Origin of the sequence: Microbacterium hibisci (genome assembly GCF_015278255.1) — a bacterium.
In the GTDB taxonomy this organism is placed as follows: Bacteria; Actinomycetota; Actinomycetes; order Actinomycetales; family Microbacteriaceae; genus Microbacterium; species Microbacterium hibisci.
Map to the genome: position 1 here is coordinate 797986 of NZ_JADIJC010000001.1, position 20558 is coordinate 818543.

The window sequence follows — 20558 nt, forward strand, 5'->3', positions numbered from 1 at the left end:
GGCCGAGCCGCCCGTGCGGGGGGCGATCAGAACCGCAGCAGCACCTTGCCGGCCCGACCCGGCACGTCGCTTGCCGCCGCAGCCTCGCGCGCCCGCTCGAACGGGAAGACCGCGTCGACCGGCAAGGCGACCTCGCCCGACCCGATGCGCCCGATCAGCTCCGCGAACAGCGCACCTCGCTTCGCAGCATCCATCATCCGGCTCACGATGCTGCCCCAGAAGCCCTTCACCGTCGCCTGCTTGAAGATGAGGTCGCCCGACGAGAGCTCCAGCGTGTCGGAGCCCATCGCTCCGAACGAGACGAGCGTGCCGCCCTCGCCGAGGAGCGACAGCAGATCACCGGCCGCGGAGCCGCCGACCGAGTCCACAGCCGCCCGCGGCGCATTCTCGCCGAGGATCTCGGCGGCGCGCTCCCGCCAGTCGTCCGACGCGGTCGAGACGACATCACGGATGCCGAGCCCGGCGAGCTCGTCCACGCCGGCGTCGCGGCGGACGAGGCCGAGCACGCGTACGCCGCGCGCGGCGGCGAACTGCGCGACGAGCTTGCCGACGGCGCCGTTGGCGGTGTTCTGGACGATCCAGTCGCCCGGCTGCACGTCGAGGAAGTCGAGCAGGCTCAGGGCGCTGAACGGCATGGCGACGAGCTGTGCAGCCGTCTCATCGCTCATCCCGTCGGGCACCGGGATGAGACCGGCCGCCTTCGCGACGAAGTACTCGCTCCACACGCCGAACGTTCCGCCGGTGACGACGCGCTGGCCGACCTGCAGCGCGTCCACGCCCTCGCCGAGCGCATCCACGACACCGACCGCCTCGGTGCCGGCCTGCGCCGGGAGTTCGGGCTTGAACCCGTACGTGCCGCGGATCGTCCAGAGGTCGTGATTGTGGATCGGCGACAGCACCGTCCGCACCCGCACCTGGCCGGCGCCGGGCTCGGGCAGCGGTCGCTCCGCGACCTCGAGGACCTCGGATGCCTCGCCGAAGGTGGGGTGGATGAGTGCGCGCACGGTGGTGCTCCCTGTGGTGTGTCCAGCGGGCCGCGGGTGCGCGACCACTCGAACGTATAGCGGTGCGCGGGGCGGAGGCATTCCCTGCTGCCGGGAGCGGCCCGTTACAGGCAGTCTTCTCAGGAAGCTCCGGCATTCTGCATGGTGCGGAGGTGATGGGCGTCGACGGCGGCGGGACTGGGACCCGTCCTGCGGTACAGCTCAGCCGGTCGTCCACGACCGGCGTCCGCGCGGGTCGCGAGCCGCCACCACCTCACGCGCTCGCGGCCATACGCATCGTCGCCGACCGCTGAGTCGCCAACTCGGCCGCGGTGCGCGCGATGGTCTGCTGCATCGCATCGACGGCAGCGGTCGGGGCCATGTCCACCGCGCGCGCCATGCTGATCGTGCGGGTGAGCGTCGGTGAGGAGAGTCGCACCGCGCGGAGTCCTGGGCGGTCGACGAGCACCATCGCCGGGACGATCGCGACGCCGATGCCGCGCTCCACGAAGCGGATGACGGCATCCATCTCGGCACCTGCGAGAACGACACGCGGTGTGACGCCGGAGGCATGGAATGCGGCATCCGTCGTCGCCCGCAGGTCGTACGACGACGCGAAGACCACCTGCGGCAGCTCGGCGACCTCGGAGAGGGCGATGCTGTCGCGTTCGGTCACGGGCGGCGCCGCACTCGATGAGATCACGACGAGCTCTTCAACCAGGAGCGGCGTCGTGGCGAACCGATCGCCGGATGCCGCCTCCGAGGTCGTGATCAGTGCGAGGTCGAGCTCCCCTGCCGCGAGCTCACCGAGCAGATGCCGCGAGCCGTGCTCCGACAGGTGCAGCTCCACCCCGGGATGCACGGCGTGGAAGGAGCTGAGCGCCTCGGCCACGAGGCTGACGCATAGGGTGGGCGTCGCGCCCAGGCGCACCCGGCCGCGCCGCAGCCCGGCCAGCTCGTCCATCTCGCGCCGGATGGAGGACGCGTCCGCCAGCATCCTCCGCGCCAGCGGAAGGAGCGACTCCCCCGCCGTCGTCAGCGTGCTGCCCGTGCGGGCGCGATGGAACAGCGCCGCACCGAACTCGTGCTCGAGCAGCGCGATCTGCCGGCTCAAAGAGGGTTGCGCGAGACGCAGGTGGTCGGCGGCCCGCGTGAAGTTGCCGACGTCCGCCACGGCGACGAAGCTCCGGAGCTGCTCAAGATTCACATCGATAGCCTACCGCTATCGATGGAACGCAGAATCGGCATTGGAGTTATCGATCCGACGTGCCTAGCGTGGACGCATGATCACCCCTGAGCGCCGGCTCTCCACCACCGTCCTCGTCATCGGCACGGGAGGCTCCGGCCTGCGCGCCGCCATCGAACTCGCCGAGGCGGGAGTCGACGTCCTCGCGCTCGGCAAGCGACCGAAGTCCGACGCGCACACGTCCCTCGCCGCGGGCGGCATCAACGCGGCGCTGGCCACGATGGACGCCGAAGACAGCTGGCAGCAGCATGCGGCCGACACGCTGAAGGAGAGCTACCTCCTCGCCAACCCCGAGACCGTCGAGGTCGTGACCCAGGGCGCCGCCCGCGGCATCGAAGACCTCGAGCGATACGGCATGCCGTTCGCGCGGGAGGACGACGGGCGGATCTCGCAGCGCTTCTTCGGTGCGCACACCTACCGGCGCACCGCGTTCGCAGGTGACTACACGGGCCTCGAGATCCAGCGCACGCTCGTCAATCGCGCCGCGCAGCTCGGGGTGCCCATCCTCGACACCGTCTACGTGACCCGCATCCTGGTGAATGACGACGGCGCCGTCTTCGGCGCCTACGGCTTCGATCTCGAAGACGGGACGCGCTACCTGATCCACGCCGATGCCGTCATCCTCGCCGCCGGCGGCCACAACCGCATCTGGCGCCGCACCTCCTCGCGGCGCGATGAGAACACGGGCGACTCGTTCCGGCTCGCCGTCGAGGCCGGCGGACGGCTGCGCGACCCCGAACTCGTGCAGTTCCACCCGAGTGGGATCATCGAGCCCGAGAGCGCGGCCGGCACGCTCATCTCGGAGGCGGCGCGCGGCGAAGGCGGCATCCTGCGCAACGGCCTCGGCGAGCGGTTCATGCACAAGTACGACCCGGAACGTCTCGAGCTGTCGACCCGCGACCGAGTCGCGCTCGCCTGCTACACCGAGATCAAGGAGGGTCGCGGCACTCCCAACGGCGGCGTATGGCTCGACGTCTCGCATCTCCCCCGCGAGACGATCATGACGCGGCTGCCCCGCGTCTACCAGACGATGCTCGAACTCCAGATGCTCGACATCACGAAGGACCCCATCGAGATCGCGCCGACCGCGCACTATTCGATGGGCGGTGTCTGGGTGCGCTCGTCGGACCACGGCACCGACGTGCCCGGCCTGTACGCGATCGGTGAGGCCTCGTCGGGACTGCACGGCGCGAACCGCCTCGGGGGGAATTCGCTCATCGAGCTGCTGGTCTTCGGTCGCATCGTCGGCCGGGCCGCTGCGGCGTACTCCGCGTCCCTGACGGCGCAGGTGCGGTCCGCGGCCGCCGTCGACGCGGCGCGCAGCGAGATCGCCGACCTCTTGGCGTCGAAGGGCCCCGAGAACGTCCGCGCGCTGCAGCGCGCGATCCGCGACACCATGACCGAGCATGCCGGCGTCGTGCGCTCCGAGGCCGGTCTTCTCGCGGGGCTGGCGGCTCTCGACGCGATCGAGGCCCGCATGGGCGACATCGGCGTGCACCCCGACATCGCCGGCTATCACGACCTCGCCCACGCATTCGACCTGAAGTCCGCCGCGCTGGCGGCCAGGGCGACGCTCGAGGCCGCGCTGGAGCGACGCGAGACCCGCGGCTGCCACAATCGCAGCGACTTTCCGGCGACGGACCCCGACCTGCAGGTGAATCTCGTGTGGTCGCCCGGAGAGGGGATCGTGCGAGAGTCGATCCCGCCCATCCCCGACGAGATCGCTGCGCTCATGCGGGACGAGGTGTCGGTCGTCGGCAAACTCGTCGAGTAGTCCGCGCACCTGCTTCTGCGCTCGAGGCATGCGCTGCGTCGCCTTCATGCGGAACGTGAACCAGGGTCAGCGTGGTCCTCGAGGGTGTCACGCCGACGCGTTCAGTCCGACCCGGTTGCCTTCGGAGTCCTCGATGTACGCGTAGAGCCCCCGGCCCCCGGCGATCTCCGTCTTGGGCACGAGGATGCGACCGCCGGCCGGCTCCACGCGTGCCAGCCACTCGTCGATCGACGGATTCGCGTCGAAGTACACGCGGGATCCGAAGTGCGAGGGTTCGTCCTCGGGCGCCGCGAAGAGGCATCCCCCCGCGCCTCCGTCCTCGGCGGCGAAGATCGCCGTCTCCTTCTCCGGACCGACGGGGAGGCGGACGAGCCTCTCTCCCGTGAGGGCCTCGTAGAACGCGATCGCGCGCGACATGTCGGCGACGGGGATGTCGAACCATACGGCCTTGGTCATCGTTGAGCCCTCACGGAGATCGGCTTCGGGGTCTTCCGACACTCCCGGACCGCGACCGCGACGTCAAGACGCCATCGCTCACCGGGGGCGCGCAGACAGACGCCTCTGTCCACCCGCGCATGTTCCTGGCAGGGTGGGATGTCCGACGTGCCCCTCGCCGATCGTCCACCGCCCGCGCGGCCACTCGATCGCCACCATCGCCGTTGAAAGGAAATCGTCCCTGCGATGACTGCGCACTCCGCACCGCTGACCGCCAAGCTGAACGACCTCGAATCGCCGGAGTGGTGGCGCCAGGCGGTGGTCTACCAGGTGTATCCGCGGAGCTTCGCGGATGCCGACGGCGACGGCATCGGCGACATCCGGGGCATCACCTCCCGCGTGCCGTACCTGAAAGAGCTCGGCATCGACGCGGTCTGGCTCAGCCCCTTCTACCCGTCGGCTCTGGCCGACGGCGGCTACGACGTCGCCGACTACCGCGATGTCGACCCGCGGCTGGGAACGCTCGACGACTTCGATGAGATGCTGGCGGCGCTGCACGACGTGGGCATCCGAGTCGTCGTCGACATCGTGCCGAATCACACCTCCGACCAGCACGCGTGGTTCCAGGAGGCGCTCGCGGCCGGGCGTGGTTCCGCCGCTCGGCGGCGCTACATCTTCCGCGAAGGCACCGGTCCCGACGGTGCAGAGCCGCCGGCGGACTGGGTATCGCTGTTCGGCGGGTCGGCGTGGGAACGCGTGGCGGACGGGCAATGGTACCTCCACAACTTCGCCGTCGAACAGCCCGACCTCGACTGGTCGAACCCCGAGGTGCGCGCCGACTTCGTCAAGACGCTGCGCTTCTGGTCGGACCGGGGCGTCGACGGCTTCCGTATCGACGTCGCGCACATGCTCACGAAGGACTTCGTCGACCCCCTCCCCTCGCAGGCCGAGCTCGACGAGATGCCGCGCGACGGCAACCATCCGATGATCGACCGCGACGACGTGCACGAGGTCTACGCCGAGTGGCGCGAGGTCTTCGACTCGTACGACCCGCCTCGCACGGCGGTGGCCGAGGCATGGGTCGAGCCATCGCGCATCCCGCTCTATGCGCGCGCCGAGAGCCTCGGCCAGGCGTTCAACTTCGACCTGCTCGAGGCCGACTTCGATGCCGCCCAGTTCCGTCGCATCGTCAGCGACAACCTCGCGCTCGCCGACACGTCGGGATCTTCGACCACGTGGGTGCTGTCGAACCACGACGTCGTCCGGCACGCCACGAGGTACGGCCTGCCCGATGCCCAGCGCGACGAGAAGGGGCGCCCGACACGGAAGCACGGCAATGAATGGCTGCTGTCGGGCGGGGAGAGCCCCGCGCTCGACGCGCGACGGGGGCTGCGCCGCGCGCAGGCGGCTACCCTCTTCGTGCTGGGCCTGCCGGGCTCGGCCTACCTCTATCAGGGCGAGGAGCTCGGCCTGCACGAGGTGGCCTCGATCCCCGACTCGCAACGCCAGGATCCGGTGTTCTTCCGCAGTCCCGGCGAGGACGTCGGGCGAGACGGATGCCGAGTGCCTCTGCCGTGGTCGGCATCGGGACCCTCGTTCGGCTTCGGCGAGGGCGATGCCCACCTCCCGCAGCCGTCCTGGTTCGCCGAGTGCGCCGTGTCGGCGGAGGACGACGACCCGCGATCGACCCTCTCGCTCTATCGGCAGGCGCTGGCGCTTCGCCGGCTGCTGCAGACGCAGGAGTCGATCGCCTGGATCAACACGGGTCGTGACGACGTGCTCGGCTACCGGCGCCCGAACGGGTGGACGGTCGTCACCAACTTCGGCGAGGCTCCGTATGAGCTGCCCGTCGGCGGCGCGACGTCGCTCTCGAGCCACCACTTCGAGGGGCGGGAGCTGCCCGGCGAGACCACCGTCTGGATCTCCGGCGCCTGACGGGCGCCGCACGCCGCCCCTCGACGCGGCCGAACCCGGCGGCGTCAACTCGTGGTCCGCGGGTGAGGAGCCGATGCTCGCTCACGCCGGCCCGCTCGGCAGGCGCGGCCGGCGGCGTTGCACCGTTCACGCCGGCGCGAACCTGCTCTCGCAGTCGGGCGAGAACACCCGCCTCGTGCCGGCAGGAGTGCGCTCGAGTGCCGCCGGAGGACGCACCGGGCGGCGCTCGAGATTTCCACCGCAGTTCGGGCACGCCCGTCTGGGGAAGCGCGCGGCGCACGCGGGGCACCAGGTGCACTCGAACGTGCAGATGTAAGCCTCGGCATCCGCCGCAAGGTCGCGGTCGCAGCACTCGCAGCTGGGTCGGATCTCGAGCATCCCCCGAGCGTAGGCCCGCGTCCGGCGCGGCGCGCATCACCACCGGTCGATCTTCGTCCGAATCCCGCCACCCGCAGCATCCCACGGCGTTCCCGCACGATCGGCGGGCATCCGCGATCCGTGCCCGAACACGGGGTCGTCGGCCACCTAGGTAGTGCGCACCCATGGGATGGCTGTTCCCTAAGGGCTATCGCCAATCGACGCGGTTTCCGCCCGGTGGGACAGTGAGAGCACCCGGGGCATCGTCTCTGATCACGGCTTGTGAGGTTGTCATGAACATTCGTCGATCCCTCAGCATCGTGGCAGTCGCCGTCATCGCATCGGTGACCATGGCCGGCGCCGGCGCCTCGGCGGCACCGCCGACAGAGGCGGGTGCGACGGCAGTCACAAACTGGAACAGAGTCGCACTCTCGACACTGGGCGCCATCCCCGGACCCGACGGCGGCGCGCCGCCGGCATTCCAGATCAACATGGGCATGACCCAGGGCGCCGTATACGACGCGGTCAACGCCATCGGCCCCAAGCGCCATCAGCCGTACGTGCTCAACGTGCGCTTCGGGGCCAAGGCATCCGTCGATGCCGCTGTGGCCACCGCGGCGTACGAGATGCTCACCGAGCTCGTCTCCACCGCACCCGAGCTCGCCCCGTTCCCCGGCAGGGCGGGGCTGCTCGCGGGGCTGGCTGCGGAGTACAAGGCGTCGATGGATGCCGTCGCCGACGGCAGCTTCGAGCAGCAGGGCGTCGCCGCGGGCCGCGCGGCAGCCGACGCGATGCTGAAGGCACGCGAAGACGATGGACGGTTCGGCCCGTCGCAGTGGGTGCGCAACCCCGCGCCGGGGCACTGGTCGCCGCTCCTCAACGCGTCGGGGCAGGAGGTGCTCGACCCCACACCATGGGCGGGTGGCGTGGATCCGTTCTTCCTCGACAGCCCGTCGCAGTTCCGCACCGCTGCACCGCCCGCGCTCGACAGCGCGGCATACGCGGCCGAGGTCAACGAAGTGCAGCTGATCGGCAGAGCGGTCGGGTCGACGAGGACGACTCATCAGACCTATGTCGCTCAGTGGTGGCAATGGGCGCCGATCATCGCGTGGAACGACGTCGCCCGGTCGCTGATCGAGCGGAACAGCCTTTCCGCCGCAGACGCGGCCCGACTGCTCGCGCTCGAGAACCTGAGCGGGGCCGACGCCGCCATCAACTGCTGGAACGACAAGTACCACTACGACTTCTGGCGGCCGTGGAACGCGATCCATCGCGCCGGCGAGGACGGCAACGCGGCGACGATCGCCGACCCCGGCTGGAGTGCACTGATCACCGCCCCGTACCCCGACCAGCCCTCTGGGCACAACTGCCTCGACGGTGCGCATGTCGCCGTTCTGCGCATGTTCTTCGGCGATGTGATCGACGATGGCTTCACGATGACGAGCTCCTCGACGTTCCTCCCGACCGGCGCTGTGAGGGACCGCACGTTCGGGTCGTTCTCGCAGCCGCTGGCCGAGCTCATCGAGGCCCGCATCTGGGCGGGACTGCACTTCCGCCACGCGGACGTCCAGGGTCAGCTGCTCGGCATGAACGTCGCGCAGTACGCGGCCGCACATCACCTGCAGCCGGTCGGTCGCTGACAGGCGCGCCGCTCGGCCGACAGGACGAGAAAGGCCTCGGCCCCGCGACGAATCGCGGGGCCGAGGCCTTCAACTCTGTGACAGCGGCTGTGGAGATGGGGGGAATCGAATTCTGCCGACGCCTCCACGCCGGTTCGCGAGATCGGCCCCAAACTCCCGGAATTACGCGGCTTTTCGGGCCTTCTCGAACCGTCCCGAGCTGTCTGGATCGGTGCCGATTCTCCTCGAATGTGGGCAAATTGTGGGCAAATCGGATGCCGCACTCCCCCGCACGCTCAGATTGCGGCGCCCCGACAGTCGGCCGGGTGAGTGGTCGGGGTCGGCGTAGTGCCCAGAGCGAGCGGTTGGTAAGCGGAGCGCGGAGCGCGGAGTCTGCAAAGAGCGAGCGGCGGGACCGGAGCCGGGCCCGAGCACTATCCTCTCGCTGTCGGAGCACTCATCGAGGTGTCATCTCGATCGCGTCGCTAGCTGTAGTTCCCCGACACGTTGTGAACGTGTGAGTTAGGCGAAGACCTCCGGGACGATGTGGGTACCACCCTCACATCAGATCCACGGAGGTCTTCGTGACTCACGCTAATGCGCCTTTGACGCCGGAGGGGCGTCGTCGTCTTGCTGTTCTGATCGTCGATCGGCGCTGGCCATTGCGGCGGGCGGCGGAACGGTTCCAGTGCTCGCCGGCTACGGCGAAGAAGTGGGCGGACCGGTATCGGGCCGGTCTGCCGTTGAGCGACCGCAACTCGAGGCCGCTGACGTCACCAAACCGGCTGCCGCAGCGGACGGAGCGGCGGATCGTGTCGTTGCGGTTCACGCGGCGGTGGGGACCGCATCGGATCGCGTACCACCTGGGGTTGCACCGCTCGACAGTCGGGCGGGTGCTCGCCCGCTTCCGGATGCCGAAGCTCGCGCACATCGACCAGGCCACCGGGCTGCCGGTGCGCACTTCGAAGCCGCAGCGCTACGAGGTCAACAAGCCCGGTCAGCTGGTGCACGTCGACATCAAGAAGCAGGGCCGAATCCCGGACGGCGGGGGCTGGCGTGTTCACGGGAAAGGTTCCGTGCAGGACCTCGTTGCCGGAGCTGCTCGGGGACGCGCGACGCGCGCCGGCGCGGTAGGCTCGCGCGGCTACCGGTTCCTGCATCATGCCGTCGACGACTACTCGAGGGTGGCGTATTCGGAGATCCTCGATGACGAACGAAAGGAGACCGCCGCAGGGTTCTGGACCCGCGCCAACGCATTCTTCGCGCAGATCGGCGTGAACGTCACCGCCGTGATGATGACAGACAACGGCGCCTGCTATCGCTCACACGCGTTCGCAGACGCGCTAGGCGAGATCCGACACAAGTGGACGAGGCCGTACCGCCCGCAGACCAACGGGAAAGTCGAGCGGTTCAACCGCACCCTCGGCACCGAATGGGCCTACGCGAAGTCCTACGCCAGCGAAGCCGAGCGCGCCAACGCTTACACGGCCTGGCTCCATCACTACAATCACCACCGACCCCACACCGGCATCGGCGGCCAAACGCCCTCAGCCCGCGTTCACAACCTCACGGGGAACTACAGCTAGCGTCCCGAACACGACACGTAGCGTGTCGTTCCCTGGATCTCTCGTAACCTGCGAGCGATCGCCTCCCCCGGGTAGAAGGAGCCGACGATGGCGCAGCAGATTTCGACGAACAGCCTCACAGGCGAGCGGTCCACGCTCGACGCCACGCACGCGACGCCGGTCGGCCTGCTGTCCGCGGACTTCCGCGCGGCGTTCGCCGCGTTCGCCGCCTACCTCGACCATCGCCGGCCGATCACCAGAGCCGATGCCGTTGCGGGCGCGCTCGAAGATCTGGCCGCGCTGTTCGCGCAGGCCGCCGCAGACGGCATCCCGGTGCGGAATGTCGTCGGTCACGATCCGGCCCAGGTCGCGGAAGCGCTGCTCGAGAACTACACGCACGCGCCGCGCGACGCCGGCGCCCGGGCCGACCTCGCCCGCACGATCGACGCGATCGTCGCCGGCCGCACGTCGGCAGGCTGGCCGAAGGCTGCTCACAGCACGATGGAGGACCGGTACCCGGGTGCGGCCGACTTCTCGTAAGCGTCGCCCGGGTCTGAGACTCTGATCCAACGAGCGCCGATCGTGTTGAGTGGGTGGAGGTGCGGGCCGGGGAAATCCGGATCGGGAGGACATCTCTGATACGACGCGTCGCGGGGTTCGCTGATAGCGACGTTCACGAACCTGTGAGCTACACATCTAGGAGGCGTACCGTTCGATCATGGAGACACAGACACGAACGAGCGGCATCGATGTCGCTGCGCTGGGCCTGGGATCAGTGCTGGTGGGGTCGTTGCCTGCTGCGCTGCTGACAGACCACGCCCCGGAGCGTTACACGGTGGAGGCGGTATTCACCCGTCGCCCTGAACGCGACGAGGTCACGGAGATCCTGGGGATCGAGACTCGGGACCGGCTCGCGCGGGCCGGGTACCCCACCGTCGAGGTGACGGTCTCGGACCGTCGGCTGGAGATTTCGAACACGAATCTGGAAGAACTCAGGGACGGGCTCGCGGCGGTCCTGGCGGATCGACTGGCTGAGATCAGTGCGGGTGTTCGCGCTCGCCAGGATGCCGCTGCAATGAAGGTCCACGATGCAGCGGAGACCGAGCAGGCTCGCGCGGCCGCGGTGGCGGCGCTCGCTGAGTCCATCACCTTCCAGGCATCCGCGTCGGCGAAGGCGCCCGGATCTGCGGGCGATCAGACGGCAGGGGCCGCGACCGATCAAGAGCAGATCGATAGTTGGGGAACCGAGGGCGGGCACAGCCGCTGAGCACGATGCAGGTGCCCGGTACGATCCGGACCGGCAGATGAGCAGATCGGAGCAGAGGAACGGAGGGCATCCGCACGCGGCGGTCGTATACAACCCGACGAAGGCGCCGGTCGAACGCATCCGCACGGCGGTTGCCGAGCATGAGCGTCGTATGGAGTGGGAGCCGACCCGGTGGTACGAAACCGCGAGCGAGGATGCCGGCCGAGCTGCCGCGGCGCAGGCTGCCGCGGGCGACCCGGCGGTCGTGATCGTCGCCGGCGGAGACGGCACCGTCCGCGCCGCGGCCGCGGAGTTACGCGACACGGGCATCCCGATTGCGCTGGTCCCCTCCGGCACGGGGAACCTGCTCGCCCGCGACCTCGGCACACCCCTCAACGACATTCCCGCCAGCGTCTCGGTGGCCTTCACCGGGGTCGATCGCACGGTCGATGTCGGTGTCGCGGAGGTCGAGGACGAGGATGGCGTCCGGCAGGTGCACGTGTTCATGGTGATGGCGGGGATCGGACTGGACGCCCAGATGGCGCAGGAGACCAGCGCGGTCGCGAAGAAGCGCCTCGGGTGGTTCGCGTACGTCACACCGATCGCACGATCGATCGTCGCGAATCGGCTCTTCCACCTGACGTACCGCATCGACGGCGGACGCAGCAGATCCACCCGCGCGCACACCGTCATCGTGGGCAACTGCGGAACCCTCACGGGCAATATGCTGCTGATCCCGGCCGCCGTCATCGACGACGGACTCCTGGATGTCGTCATCATGCGGCCGGCGGGTCCGTTCGGCTGGGCGCGGATCGGAACGAGGCTGACGCTCCAGAACGCTGCTCGCCGCTCCCCGTTCACCCGACGATGGCTCTCGCGGTCGCCGGACCTTCACGCGCTCGGCTACGTCCAGGGCAGGCAGTTCGAGGTGCGCTTCGAAACCCCTCACGCGGTGGAGCTGGACGGTGACCCCTTCGGGCACGTCGTCCGTGCGCGCATCAGCGTCGCACCGGGTGCGCTGCACGTCCGCGTCGTCGCCCCGCCGTCGACGGCGTCGTGATCCTGCTCGCTCAGGGCTTGGGGCGCCGGGCGCGCTGGCGGAGGATCCCGAAGATGAGGGTGCCGACGAAGAGCACGATCCCGATGATGCCCAGCCACATCAGGCCGTCGAAGACGAAACCGACGATCGACAGCACGACCCACGCAACCAGCAGGATGAGAAGGACTGTCCACATGTTCCTCACAGTACGCTCCTCGCCCGACCGAAGACAGAGCTCCGCCCGTGCGCGTACGCTCATGAGCAGGGCACCGAGACCCCGCGCCTGGTCATTCTGAGATGAACGGTGGCGCAAGCGATGTCCACGAGTCCCGACCACCAGCCGGGTGATGCCCTCGAGATCGCCGTGGCCGCGCTCGTGGGCGGCGGCGACGACCTGTGCTCGCCGTTGCGAGCGGCTGTCGCGATGCCCGGCGCGGTGGTGTCGACACTCGGCTCGCCGATGGGCTCAGCGACGGTGTGCGCCAGCACGAAGCTCGGCGCACGGATCGACGAGATCCAGATCGACCTCGGCGAGGGGCCGTCCTGGGAAGCTCTCCGCACGAGGCTTCCTGTCACGGCGTCCGACCTGCAGGTCGATGGCGGGGCGTTGTGGCCCGGCACATGGGCCGCCCTGCGAGAGCTCGATGTGGGAGCGCTCTTCGCGTTCCCGCTGTATGTCAGCACGCTCGGCATCGGCTCGATCGCCCTCTACTCGATGACCGCCCGCGAGTTGTCCGATGCTGACATCGAACGGATGAGCCGCCTGGCGGCCATCGTCTCGAGCACTCTCCTGAGGAGGGCGCTGAACCGTCTCGATGCGCCGGACGACGGTGCGCGGGACGAACCGTACTCTCGTCGTGAGGTTCACCAGGCGACCGGAATGGTCGCAGCACGGAACAGCATCGGCGTGGACGACGCCCTCCTGCTCCTCCGCGGCCACGCGTTCGCGGCGGGGCGTCCGGTGCGCGACGTCGCGGCGGACGTCATCGCACGCCGGCTCGACCTGAGACTGTGATCCCAAGGCTTAGGATGACGGCATGACGGCGCTCACCCGCGAGCATCAGCTGCTGGGAACCTTCGTCACTCTGGCGGACTCCCTCGTCGACGACTTCGACATCGTCGACGTACTCCAGCGGCTCGTCGACGACTGCATCTCGCTGTTCGACGCGTCGGCTGCCGGCATCCTGCTGCTCAGCCCGTCCAACCGCCTGGAAGTGATCGCCTCCACGAGCGAGCGGAGCGAACTCGTCGAGCTGATGCAGTTGCGCGTCGGCGCCGGGCCCTGCGTCGAGGCGGCGACAGGAGGAGAGGTCGTCTCGGTCGACGACATCGATCAGATCGCCCATCGTTGGCCCGCGTTCGCCGCCGATGCGCGCGCTTCCGGGTTCTCGTCGATCCATGCGATCCCGCTGCGGCTCCGCGACTCGACGCTGGGATCGCTGAATCTGTTCCGCGATGAGGCCGGCGCGCTGAACGCGGCCGATGCCGCGGCCGCGCAGGCATTGGCCGATATCGCCACCATCAGCATTCTGCAGCAGCGTTTGGTCGAGGAATCCGAGCTCGCACAGGCTCAGCTGCAGCGCGCGCTCGACAGCAGGGTCGTGATCGAACAGGCCAAGGGATACCTCGCCCAGATGCGGGACATCGACATGGATGAGGCGTTCGCACGGATCCGGAGCCACGCCCGCTCCACACAGACGCCCATCGGCGTCGTCGCGCGCGACGTCATCGACGGGCGACTGTCGCTCTGACTCCTCGACGGCCGGGCGAGCAGCTAGACGGCTTGTCGTTGCTGGAGCAACGGGCACTCGAACGGATCGCGCTCGCCGAGTCCGACCCTGTTGATGTACCGGAGGACGATTCCGTAGGACTGCCAGAGACCCGTCTCGGTGTAGGGGACGTGGTGTTCCACACAGAAGGCGCGGATCATCCCGGACGCTTGACGGAGGTGAGGTCGAGGCATCGAGGGGAACAGGTGATGCTCGATCTGGTAGTTGAGTCCTCCCATGACCGTGTCGAGCATCCGACTGCCACGGATGTTGCGGCTCATGAGCACCTGCCGGTGGAGGAAGTCGACTTTCACGTCGGCCGGGACGAGCGGCATCCCCTTGTGGTTGGGCGCGAACGCCATTCCCATGTAGACCCCGAACAGCCCGAGCTGGACGCCGAGGAAGGCGAAGGCGATCCCTGGGGACAGCACGAGGAAGACGAGCACGACGAACCCGACGATCCGCACTGCGAGGAAGGCGATCTCGATCGGACGGTGTCGCAGCTGCTCACGTGCGAACACACGCCGCACGCTCGACGCGTGCAGCGAGAGCCCTTCGAGCAGCAGGATCGGGAAGAACAGCACCCCCTGATGGGCGATCAGCCAGCGCAGCGGTCCGCTTCGACTCGCACGCCGCTTGTCGGCCTGCTCGGGGGTGAACGCGATGACCGGGAGTTCGATGTCGGGGTCGCTGCCGATCTTGTTGGGGTTGGCATGATGTCGCGTGTGCTTATGCTGCCACCAGCCATAGCTCATGCCCACGAGAAGGTTCCCGAGGACGAGGCTGGTCCAGTCGTTCCACCGGCCGGACCGGAAGATCTGCCGATGCGCGGCGTCATGTCCGAGCATCGCGACCTGGGTGAGCAGGACGGCGAGGACGGCACCGGTGACCAGCTGCCACCAGGTGTCGCCGAGGAGCACGAAGACGACGAGCACAGTCGCGATGACGATCGGCGCCGCGATGAGCTTGGTCCAGTAGTACCCGTAGCGGCGCCGCATGAGGCCGCTCCCGGTAACCATCTTCGACAGCTCGGTGTAGAGATTCGGCGCCTTCGGCGTTGTGGATCGCACGCTGGAGGCGATCGACCCGGGAGTGTTGACGGCCATCTTGTGCTCCTGTCGGACGAATCGCATGACGTGCGCCAATGACAGGGTCCGGGCCATCTGACCTCAGGTTACGCCCGTTATCGGGTGTGCGTGTCTGCATGCAGGAAACACGGAGGTAGACTCCTCAACCCGCCGTCAGGTCACGGAACCAGGTGCGCGAGAAGCTCGTCGACTCCTATCGAGCACACGCCGATGCGGGCGTCCCCGATGCCGATCGGGACCCAGAGCACGTCGTCCACGATGAGCCCGCCGCACGAATACACGACGTTCGGCACGTAGCCGTCGCGACGGTCGCCGACCGGCTGCAGGATCGGGGTCGCCGTCCGACCTAGGACGATCGTCGGGTCGTCGAGGTCGAGAAGCATCGCTCCCAGCGAGTATCTGCGCATCGGGCCCACGCCGTGAACGAGCACGATCCAGCCGTGCGGTGTCTCCAGCGGTGGGCCGCAGTTGCCGGTCTGCACGATCTCCCAAGGTTCCGACGGGGGGTGGACGGTACCGGCCTGGTTCCAGATCACGCCGTCGTGCGACTCCGCCAGCGAGATGTTCTCGCCCCCGCTGCGGCTCAACGCGAGGTACCTGCCGCCTACGGGGCGAGGGAACAGAGCCATCCCCTTGTCCTGGGCAGCATCGCCGGTCAGGCGATGGATGTCGAACTCGCGCAGATCCGAGGTGACGATCAGCCGTGGGGCGATGGCGCGCCCGTCGTACGCGGTGTAGGTTCCGCGGTAGTGGGTGGTCCCGGCGAGGTCGGTGAATCGCACGAATCGTGCGTCCTCCATCCCGTGCCGTTCCTCTGCCGCCACCGGGGTCAGCACGCGCTGGCTGAGGGAGGTCTCGCGGGAGAACACGGCGCGATAGACGGAGATCGCCAGCTCGCGAATCGCCTCGATGTGCCGAGCGCTGTCCGCGCGCCGAGAGAGCGCCTTCGGCAGGCGTGTCACGGAGGCCTCGACGTCCGACACGGTGAACCGGTCGTCAAGCCCCTGCAGCACATTGTGCGAGATCTCATTGACGAGCCCCGCCTCTTCGACTGCGGCGCGGAAATGGGCGATGCTCCAGTCTCCTTCGTCGATCCGCGCCCGCCAGAGCGGCAGCATCCGATCCACGAAGGTCCAGCGGCGGCCGGGACCGATGATGGCTTCGGCGAACTCGATGGAGGAACGGTGACCCTCCCCGATGGCGCGGAGAGCTACCGCGACACGCAACTGCCCGGGAGCCAACCCTGTCTGGTCGGGATGCTCGATCGCGCTGGGGTTGCACAGCGCTGCACCTTCGACCGCGTACTCCGCCGTGAAACTCGCGCCGAGCACCAGACGACGCTCGACGCTGATGTCGACCGGGTCGCCCAGGCGGGAGCTCACGACGGCGGCGTTCTCCAGGAACAGCGCGCGGATGTCGGGATGCCGCGAACCGAAGTCATGTGTTAGCTCGGCCGCGAGCGCATCGATGCGATCGTCCGGTATCGCGATGACGCGCGCGATGATCTCTCCAGCGCGAGAGTGCTCGGCGGACCACTCCTCGCCCGGGAGGAACAGCTGGGCGATCACCCGGTCCGGCTGCGGTGTCAGCCCTGTCGCGTGGATGCGGGTCGTCATGGCGCTGTCAACAGACAGTGTCGGAGAGCTTGCTGGTAGGTGCTCAACGCGGCCAATGTCGATTCGGCGCCGCGGTTCTCGTTCCTGCCGTCGGGTTCGAGCCCGTCGAAGCCGGCGCCGGTCTCGGCGTCGAACATGATGGTCCCGCCGTCGTTGAGACCGGTGAACCACTGCCACGCGAGCGCGATCGGAGGGAGCCACACCGGGTCGCCGGTGATGGCGTGCGCCGTGGCGCACGCGTCCGCGAGCGCGGCGAGCTCCAGCGGCTGCTGATCGAATGACGGGCCCTTCTCGCGGGGTCCGCGCCCCGCCGTCCCCGTCACGGAGAATCGGCCGTTCGATGTCTCGACCGAGAGCAGAAAGTCGAGCATCCGCAGACCCTGGGTCGTGGCCGCCTCGTCTCCGAGGGCATCGCCTGCGGCGATCAGCGCTTCCGCGATCGATGCGTTGCCGTAAGCCAGGCGACGTTCAGGCCACCGCCAGGGGGGAGCCGGCAGATCGGGCATCGCCCGGATGTACTCCCGGAGAAGCGTCCGGGCGATGTGGTCGTCGGCGCGCACGCGCACGATCTCCGCCGCACCGAGGGCCGCGTAGGCAAGGGTCCGCAGGCTCGTCGACCGCTCGCGCGCGGCGATCCGGAACGTCCGCAGTGCGCGCGCACGGGTCCACGGGTCGCCTCGCTGCGCGGTGATCGTGCCGAGAGCCCACAGCAGCCGTCCCCACCAGTCGCCCATGCCCGGGTCGTCGGACCACTCCCCATCGGAGCCCATCCGATTGTGCGCGAGACCGTCTGCGCGCACCGCCGACTCAAGGAAACGCAGATAGGTCGCAGCCAATCGCCTGAGCTCGACGGTCTGCTTCTGTTCGCGCGCGACCACGATCAGCGCGCGCGCCACATCGTCGACGCAGTATCCGTGTTCGCGGCGAGGCTCGGCGAGGAGCGCGTGCTCGAAGACGCCGTTGTGATCCGTCAGCGCGCGGAGGTGGTCGTATGGCGGAGACGGGACCATCATGCGGCCCTGCCGGCGGCGAGCCGCGCCGTGACTGCGCGGTAGCGGTCCGCGACTGCGGACCACGTCGTCTTGTTCGTCTCGCGGAGCGCGGTCTCGCGCATGCGATCGGCGACGGCCGCGCTGGTGATGATCTCGCGCAGCGCTCGCGCCGTGGCGTCGGGGTCCTGGTGGGGGACCACGATCCCGGCTCCGTTCGACAGCAGCTCCACAGCGTGGGGGAATGCCGTGGCGACGACGGGAACGCCGGCTGCAACGGCTTCGGCGAGGACGCCGGAGGTCGCCTGGTCGAGCGAATCGTACGGCAGGAGCACGACGTCCGCCGACGCGATGAGTGCGGCGAGCTGTGACGCCTCGAGGTAGCGCCCATCGATGCGGACCGACGACCCGATGCCGAGGTCGCCCGCGAGACCCGCGAGCATGGTGCGGTAGCCTTCCCCCGCGTGCGCCAGCACCTTGGGGTGCGTCTGACCGGCCACGATGTACTCGACGTCCGGCGTGATGTCCGTGAGCTGCGCCACGGCGCGGATGCCCCACTCGATTCCCTTGCCGGGCGAGAGGAGACCCCAGGTGACGACGCGGCGGCCGCTGTGCGGCTTCGTATCGCGGAGAGCCACATGCTGCACGCCATGCGGGATGACGCGAACGCGGGTGAGATCGACCGCATAGGTCGCGGCGAGGTTGTCACGGGCGTGGATCGTCATCACGACCACCACGGACGCGAGTCGGCACACTTCCTCGAGGACCTCCCGCTGATGCGGCGTGGGCGCCACGAGCACGGTGTGGAGCACGACGACGGCGGGGATCCGCAGCGCAGCGAGCACGCCGATGACCTCATCACCGTCGCGACCACCGTAGATCCCGTACTCGTGCTGCACGATCGCGACATCGCACGCGTTCAGCGCCAGGGTCGCGCGCAACGCGCTGAGACTGTCGCCGGCGATCAGGTCGGTCCGCACGCGTGACCGTGCACGAGGATCTTGGTGACCCCGCTCCTCGGGCTGATCGAGCGCACGGACGATGGTGCCCTCGTCGTCGTGCCGGACGAGCGCAGCGGAGAGCGACTCGGTGAAGGTGGCCAGCCCGCAGCGGGTCGGCGGAAAGGTGCTGAGGAATCCGTAGTGAGTCACGGCGACGCTCCCTGATGATGCCCGGGGCGGTCGCCCCAAGCGATGGCGAGACGTCTGCCGGCGGCATCCCTCGTGGAACCACGCCTTCATCGCCGCGGTCCGGTCCACCTCCGGGTTCGCACCCGGACGCTGTGGTTGCACGGTACACGTCCGACCTGGACGTCGTCACAGGGTCAGCGAGCCAGCACGGTCTCGTAGACGCTCAGGTACTCGTCGACCATCCGCTCCACGCCGAATCGCGCGATGGCGCGTTCGTGGACGCGACGACGGTCCAGCGACGCGACGGCCGGGAGAGCCGAGATCGCCTCGTCGATCGAGGCCACGGTGCTGCCCGTCACACCCTCGTCGATGACCTCCGCCATCGATCCCCGGCGGTAAGCGAGAGCCGGCGTTCCGCACATCATCGATTCGGCCACCGAGAGCCCGAACGGCTCGTCGAAGTCGATCGGGTGCAGCAGTGCGGCGGCGTGACCGAGGACGCGCGCGCGTTCCTCGGGTGCCACGGCGCCGAGGAAGACGACGCGGTCCCCGTCGATGTGGGGCTCCACCTCGTTGCGGAAGTAATCGACGTGCTGGACGAGGCCGCAGATCACCAGCCGGAGGCCGGCCCGTCGCGCGATCTCGATCGCCGTAGCGGTGCCCTTGTCGGGGTGGATGCGTCCGAACGACACGAGGTAGTCGTCCGGCTCGGGTACGTACGGGAGTTCCTCGGGATCGATCCCGTGGTGGATCGTCGCGAGGTACTCCAGGCCGGGGGAGCGGTCGGCGTCGGAGATGGAGACGAACGTCGAAGCCGAGCCGAGATACGCGGGCAGGATCGCGGGACCGGAGAAGCCGTGGATCGTCGTGACCATCGGGGCGGCCCAATGGGCGGTGAAGGCGAGCGGCAGCCAGTCGAGCTGGTTGTGCACGAGATCGTATTCGCTGGACCGTTCCAGCGCGTGTGCGACGTGAAGCGCCTCCCACACCCGGCCGTCCATCGTCGGATCCTCCGCGTAGCCGTGCGGCGCGACGGCATCGAGGTCGCCGCCGGTGATCGAGTCGGCGGTGGCGAACAGCGTCACGTCTACCCCGCGACGCACCAGCTCCTCGGTCAGCAGGCTCGTCACGCGCTCCCACGGTCCATAACTGATCGGCGGCGTCCGCCAGGCGATGGGACCGAGCATCGCGACCTTCACTCGAGCACTCGTCGGTTCGTCGCGGTGGCCGGCGCGTCGCTACCGTTCGTCTGTGCCTGTGCGCTCATGGTCGGACGTTACGCCCCCATCCTGGATGGCTCACAGCTCGAGTCGGCTCGTGCACCCGACGCACGACTCCGCGAGCACTCCGGGCTGCTCGCGCTCGGCCCCCACTCGCGCCTGCCGCATGGGACGATGAGGCATGGAACAGTCATCACGCGCCCGCTCGTGCGCCGTGGGAGATCTCGACGACTTCGACATCAACCACCGTATTTCGTTCGCGCGCCCTCCGAACCACAGCAGTTCACGACCTCGCGTGAGCGGTCGCCTCAAGCGCATCAGGGGTGTGGACTACCTGATGGGCAACATGCGTCGCCCAGGCATTGAACTCGTCGTCGCCTTTCCGCAACAGCTCGGCGGTGAGGTCGCGGACGTCTTCGGTCCGCTGCCCTTGACATATCTGGTCGAGGTGGGCCAGCCGATGCAGGAGCTTCGGAAGCCGTTCGCGTACTGAACGGCATCATGCGGAGCTTGCTCGCACTCACGTCGCGATCCTGATCGGGCCTGC

General features: G+C 68.8%; 20 protein-coding genes. 10 read left to right on the forward strand and 10 right to left on the reverse strand.

What is annotated here, in order from left to right; translation table 11 throughout:
• Positions 1-26: 26 nt before the first annotated feature.
• On the reverse strand, positions 27-1004 hold the full coding sequence (locus IM770_RS03785) for a zinc-binding dehydrogenase (RefSeq protein ID WP_203579751.1): 978 nt from the start codon (positions 1002-1004) through the stop codon (positions 27-29).
• A gap of 253 nt (positions 1005-1257) precedes the next feature.
• Positions 1258-2190 (reverse strand): LysR family transcriptional regulator, encoded by a 933-nt coding sequence (locus IM770_RS03790; RefSeq protein WP_203579752.1) that lies wholly within the window; start codon positions 2188-2190, stop codon positions 1258-1260.
• Positions 2191-2266: 76 nt separating this feature from the next.
• On the opposite strand from IM770_RS03790, the gene IM770_RS03795 reads away from it, so the two are divergent.
• Positions 2267-4003 carry an L-aspartate oxidase gene (locus IM770_RS03795; RefSeq protein ID WP_203579753.1) on the forward strand — a complete coding sequence of 579 codons (1737 nt, stop codon included), beginning with the start codon at positions 2267-2269 and terminating at the stop codon, positions 4001-4003.
• 87 nt (positions 4004-4090) lie between these two features.
• On the opposite strand, the gene IM770_RS03800 is transcribed toward IM770_RS03795, so the two are convergent.
• A complete protein-coding gene (locus tag IM770_RS03800; protein ID WP_203579754.1) occupies positions 4091-4459 on the reverse strand; it encodes a VOC family protein in 369 nt (122 codons plus the stop codon).
• A gap of 225 nt (positions 4460-4684) precedes the next feature.
• On the opposite strand from IM770_RS03800, the gene IM770_RS03805 reads away from it, so the two are divergent.
• A complete protein-coding gene (locus tag IM770_RS03805; RefSeq protein WP_203579755.1) occupies positions 4685-6373 on the forward strand; it encodes a glycoside hydrolase family 13 protein in 1689 nt (562 codons plus the stop codon).
• A 126-nt stretch (positions 6374-6499) separates the two neighbouring features.
• Here the strand turns inward: IM770_RS03805 and IM770_RS03810 are convergent, their stop codons facing one another.
• Positions 6500-6751, reverse strand: coding sequence for a DUF1272 domain-containing protein (locus IM770_RS03810; RefSeq protein ID WP_203579756.1), 252 nt, complete (start codon positions 6749-6751; stop codon positions 6500-6502).
• Positions 6752-7023: 272 nt separating this feature from the next.
• On the opposite strand from IM770_RS03810, the gene IM770_RS03815 reads away from it, so the two are divergent.
• From IM770_RS03815 to IM770_RS03835, 5 genes are all read left to right on the forward strand, one after another.
• On the forward strand, positions 7024-8370 hold the full coding sequence (locus tag IM770_RS03815) for a vanadium-dependent haloperoxidase (RefSeq protein ID WP_203579757.1): 1347 nt from the start codon (positions 7024-7026) through the stop codon (positions 8368-8370).
• 563 nt (positions 8371-8933) lie between these two features.
• Positions 8934-9935, forward strand: coding sequence for an IS481 family transposase (locus tag IM770_RS03820; protein WP_203579758.1), 1002 nt, complete (start codon positions 8934-8936; stop codon positions 9933-9935).
• Positions 9936-10022: 87 nt separating this feature from the next.
• On the forward strand, positions 10023-10454 hold the full coding sequence (locus IM770_RS03825; RefSeq protein WP_203579759.1) for a DUF1048 domain-containing protein: 432 nt from the start codon (positions 10023-10025) through the stop codon (positions 10452-10454).
• Positions 10455-10632: 178 nt separating this feature from the next.
• Positions 10633-11181 carry a hypothetical protein gene (locus IM770_RS03830; RefSeq protein WP_203579760.1) on the forward strand — a complete coding sequence of 183 codons (549 nt, stop codon included), beginning with the start codon at positions 10633-10635 and terminating at the stop codon, positions 11179-11181.
• 37 nt (positions 11182-11218) lie between these two features.
• Positions 11219-12220: a diacylglycerol/lipid kinase family protein gene (locus IM770_RS03835; RefSeq protein WP_203579761.1), complete on the forward strand. Its 1002-nt coding sequence runs from the start codon at positions 11219-11221 to the stop codon at positions 12218-12220.
• 10 nt (positions 12221-12230) lie between these two features.
• Here the strand turns inward: IM770_RS03835 and IM770_RS03840 are convergent, their stop codons facing one another.
• A complete protein-coding gene (locus tag IM770_RS03840) occupies positions 12231-12395 on the reverse strand; it encodes a hypothetical protein (RefSeq protein WP_191173235.1) in 165 nt (54 codons plus the stop codon).
• 120 nt (positions 12396-12515) lie between these two features.
• Here IM770_RS03840 and IM770_RS03845 point away from each other — a divergent pair, with 120 nt between their 5' ends.
• Positions 12516-13214, forward strand: coding sequence for a GAF and ANTAR domain-containing protein (locus tag IM770_RS03845; RefSeq protein ID WP_203579762.1), 699 nt, complete (start codon positions 12516-12518; stop codon positions 13212-13214).
• A gap of 22 nt (positions 13215-13236) precedes the next feature.
• Positions 13237-13950 carry a GAF and ANTAR domain-containing protein gene (locus IM770_RS03850; protein ID WP_203579763.1) on the forward strand — a complete coding sequence of 238 codons (714 nt, stop codon included), beginning with the start codon at positions 13237-13239 and terminating at the stop codon, positions 13948-13950.
• A 23-nt stretch (positions 13951-13973) separates the two neighbouring features.
• Here the strand turns inward: IM770_RS03850 and IM770_RS03855 are convergent, their stop codons facing one another.
• From IM770_RS03855 to IM770_RS03875, 5 genes are all read right to left on the reverse strand, one after another.
• A complete protein-coding gene (locus IM770_RS03855) occupies positions 13974-15074 on the reverse strand; it encodes a fatty acid desaturase family protein (RefSeq protein ID WP_203579764.1) in 1101 nt (366 codons plus the stop codon).
• 140 nt (positions 15075-15214) lie between these two features.
• The gene (locus IM770_RS03860; RefSeq protein ID WP_203579889.1) at positions 15215-16672 is read right to left on the reverse strand and encodes a glycoside hydrolase family 130 protein; all 1458 of its coding nucleotides are present in this window, start codon (positions 16670-16672) and stop codon (positions 15215-15217) included.
• On the reverse strand, positions 16669-17685 hold the full coding sequence (locus IM770_RS03865; RefSeq protein ID WP_239065621.1) for a glycosyltransferase: 1017 nt from the start codon (positions 17683-17685) through the stop codon (positions 16669-16671). Before IM770_RS03865 ends, IM770_RS03860 begins: the two co-directional genes overlap by 4 nt.
• Positions 17682-18812 carry a glycosyltransferase gene (locus IM770_RS03870; protein WP_203579765.1) on the reverse strand — a complete coding sequence of 377 codons (1131 nt, stop codon included), beginning with the start codon at positions 18810-18812 and terminating at the stop codon, positions 17682-17684. Before IM770_RS03870 ends, IM770_RS03865 begins: the two co-directional genes overlap by 4 nt.
• A gap of 173 nt (positions 18813-18985) precedes the next feature.
• Complete coding sequence (locus tag IM770_RS03875) at positions 18986-19978, reverse strand: glycosyltransferase family 4 protein (RefSeq protein ID WP_239065622.1); 993 nt, start codon at positions 19976-19978, stop codon at positions 18986-18988.
• A 214-nt stretch (positions 19979-20192) separates the two neighbouring features.
• Here IM770_RS03875 and IM770_RS03880 point away from each other — a divergent pair, with 214 nt between their 5' ends.
• On the forward strand, positions 20193-20504 hold the full coding sequence (locus IM770_RS03880; RefSeq protein WP_203579767.1) for a hypothetical protein: 312 nt from the start codon (positions 20193-20195) through the stop codon (positions 20502-20504).
• Positions 20505-20558 lie beyond the last annotated feature (54 nt).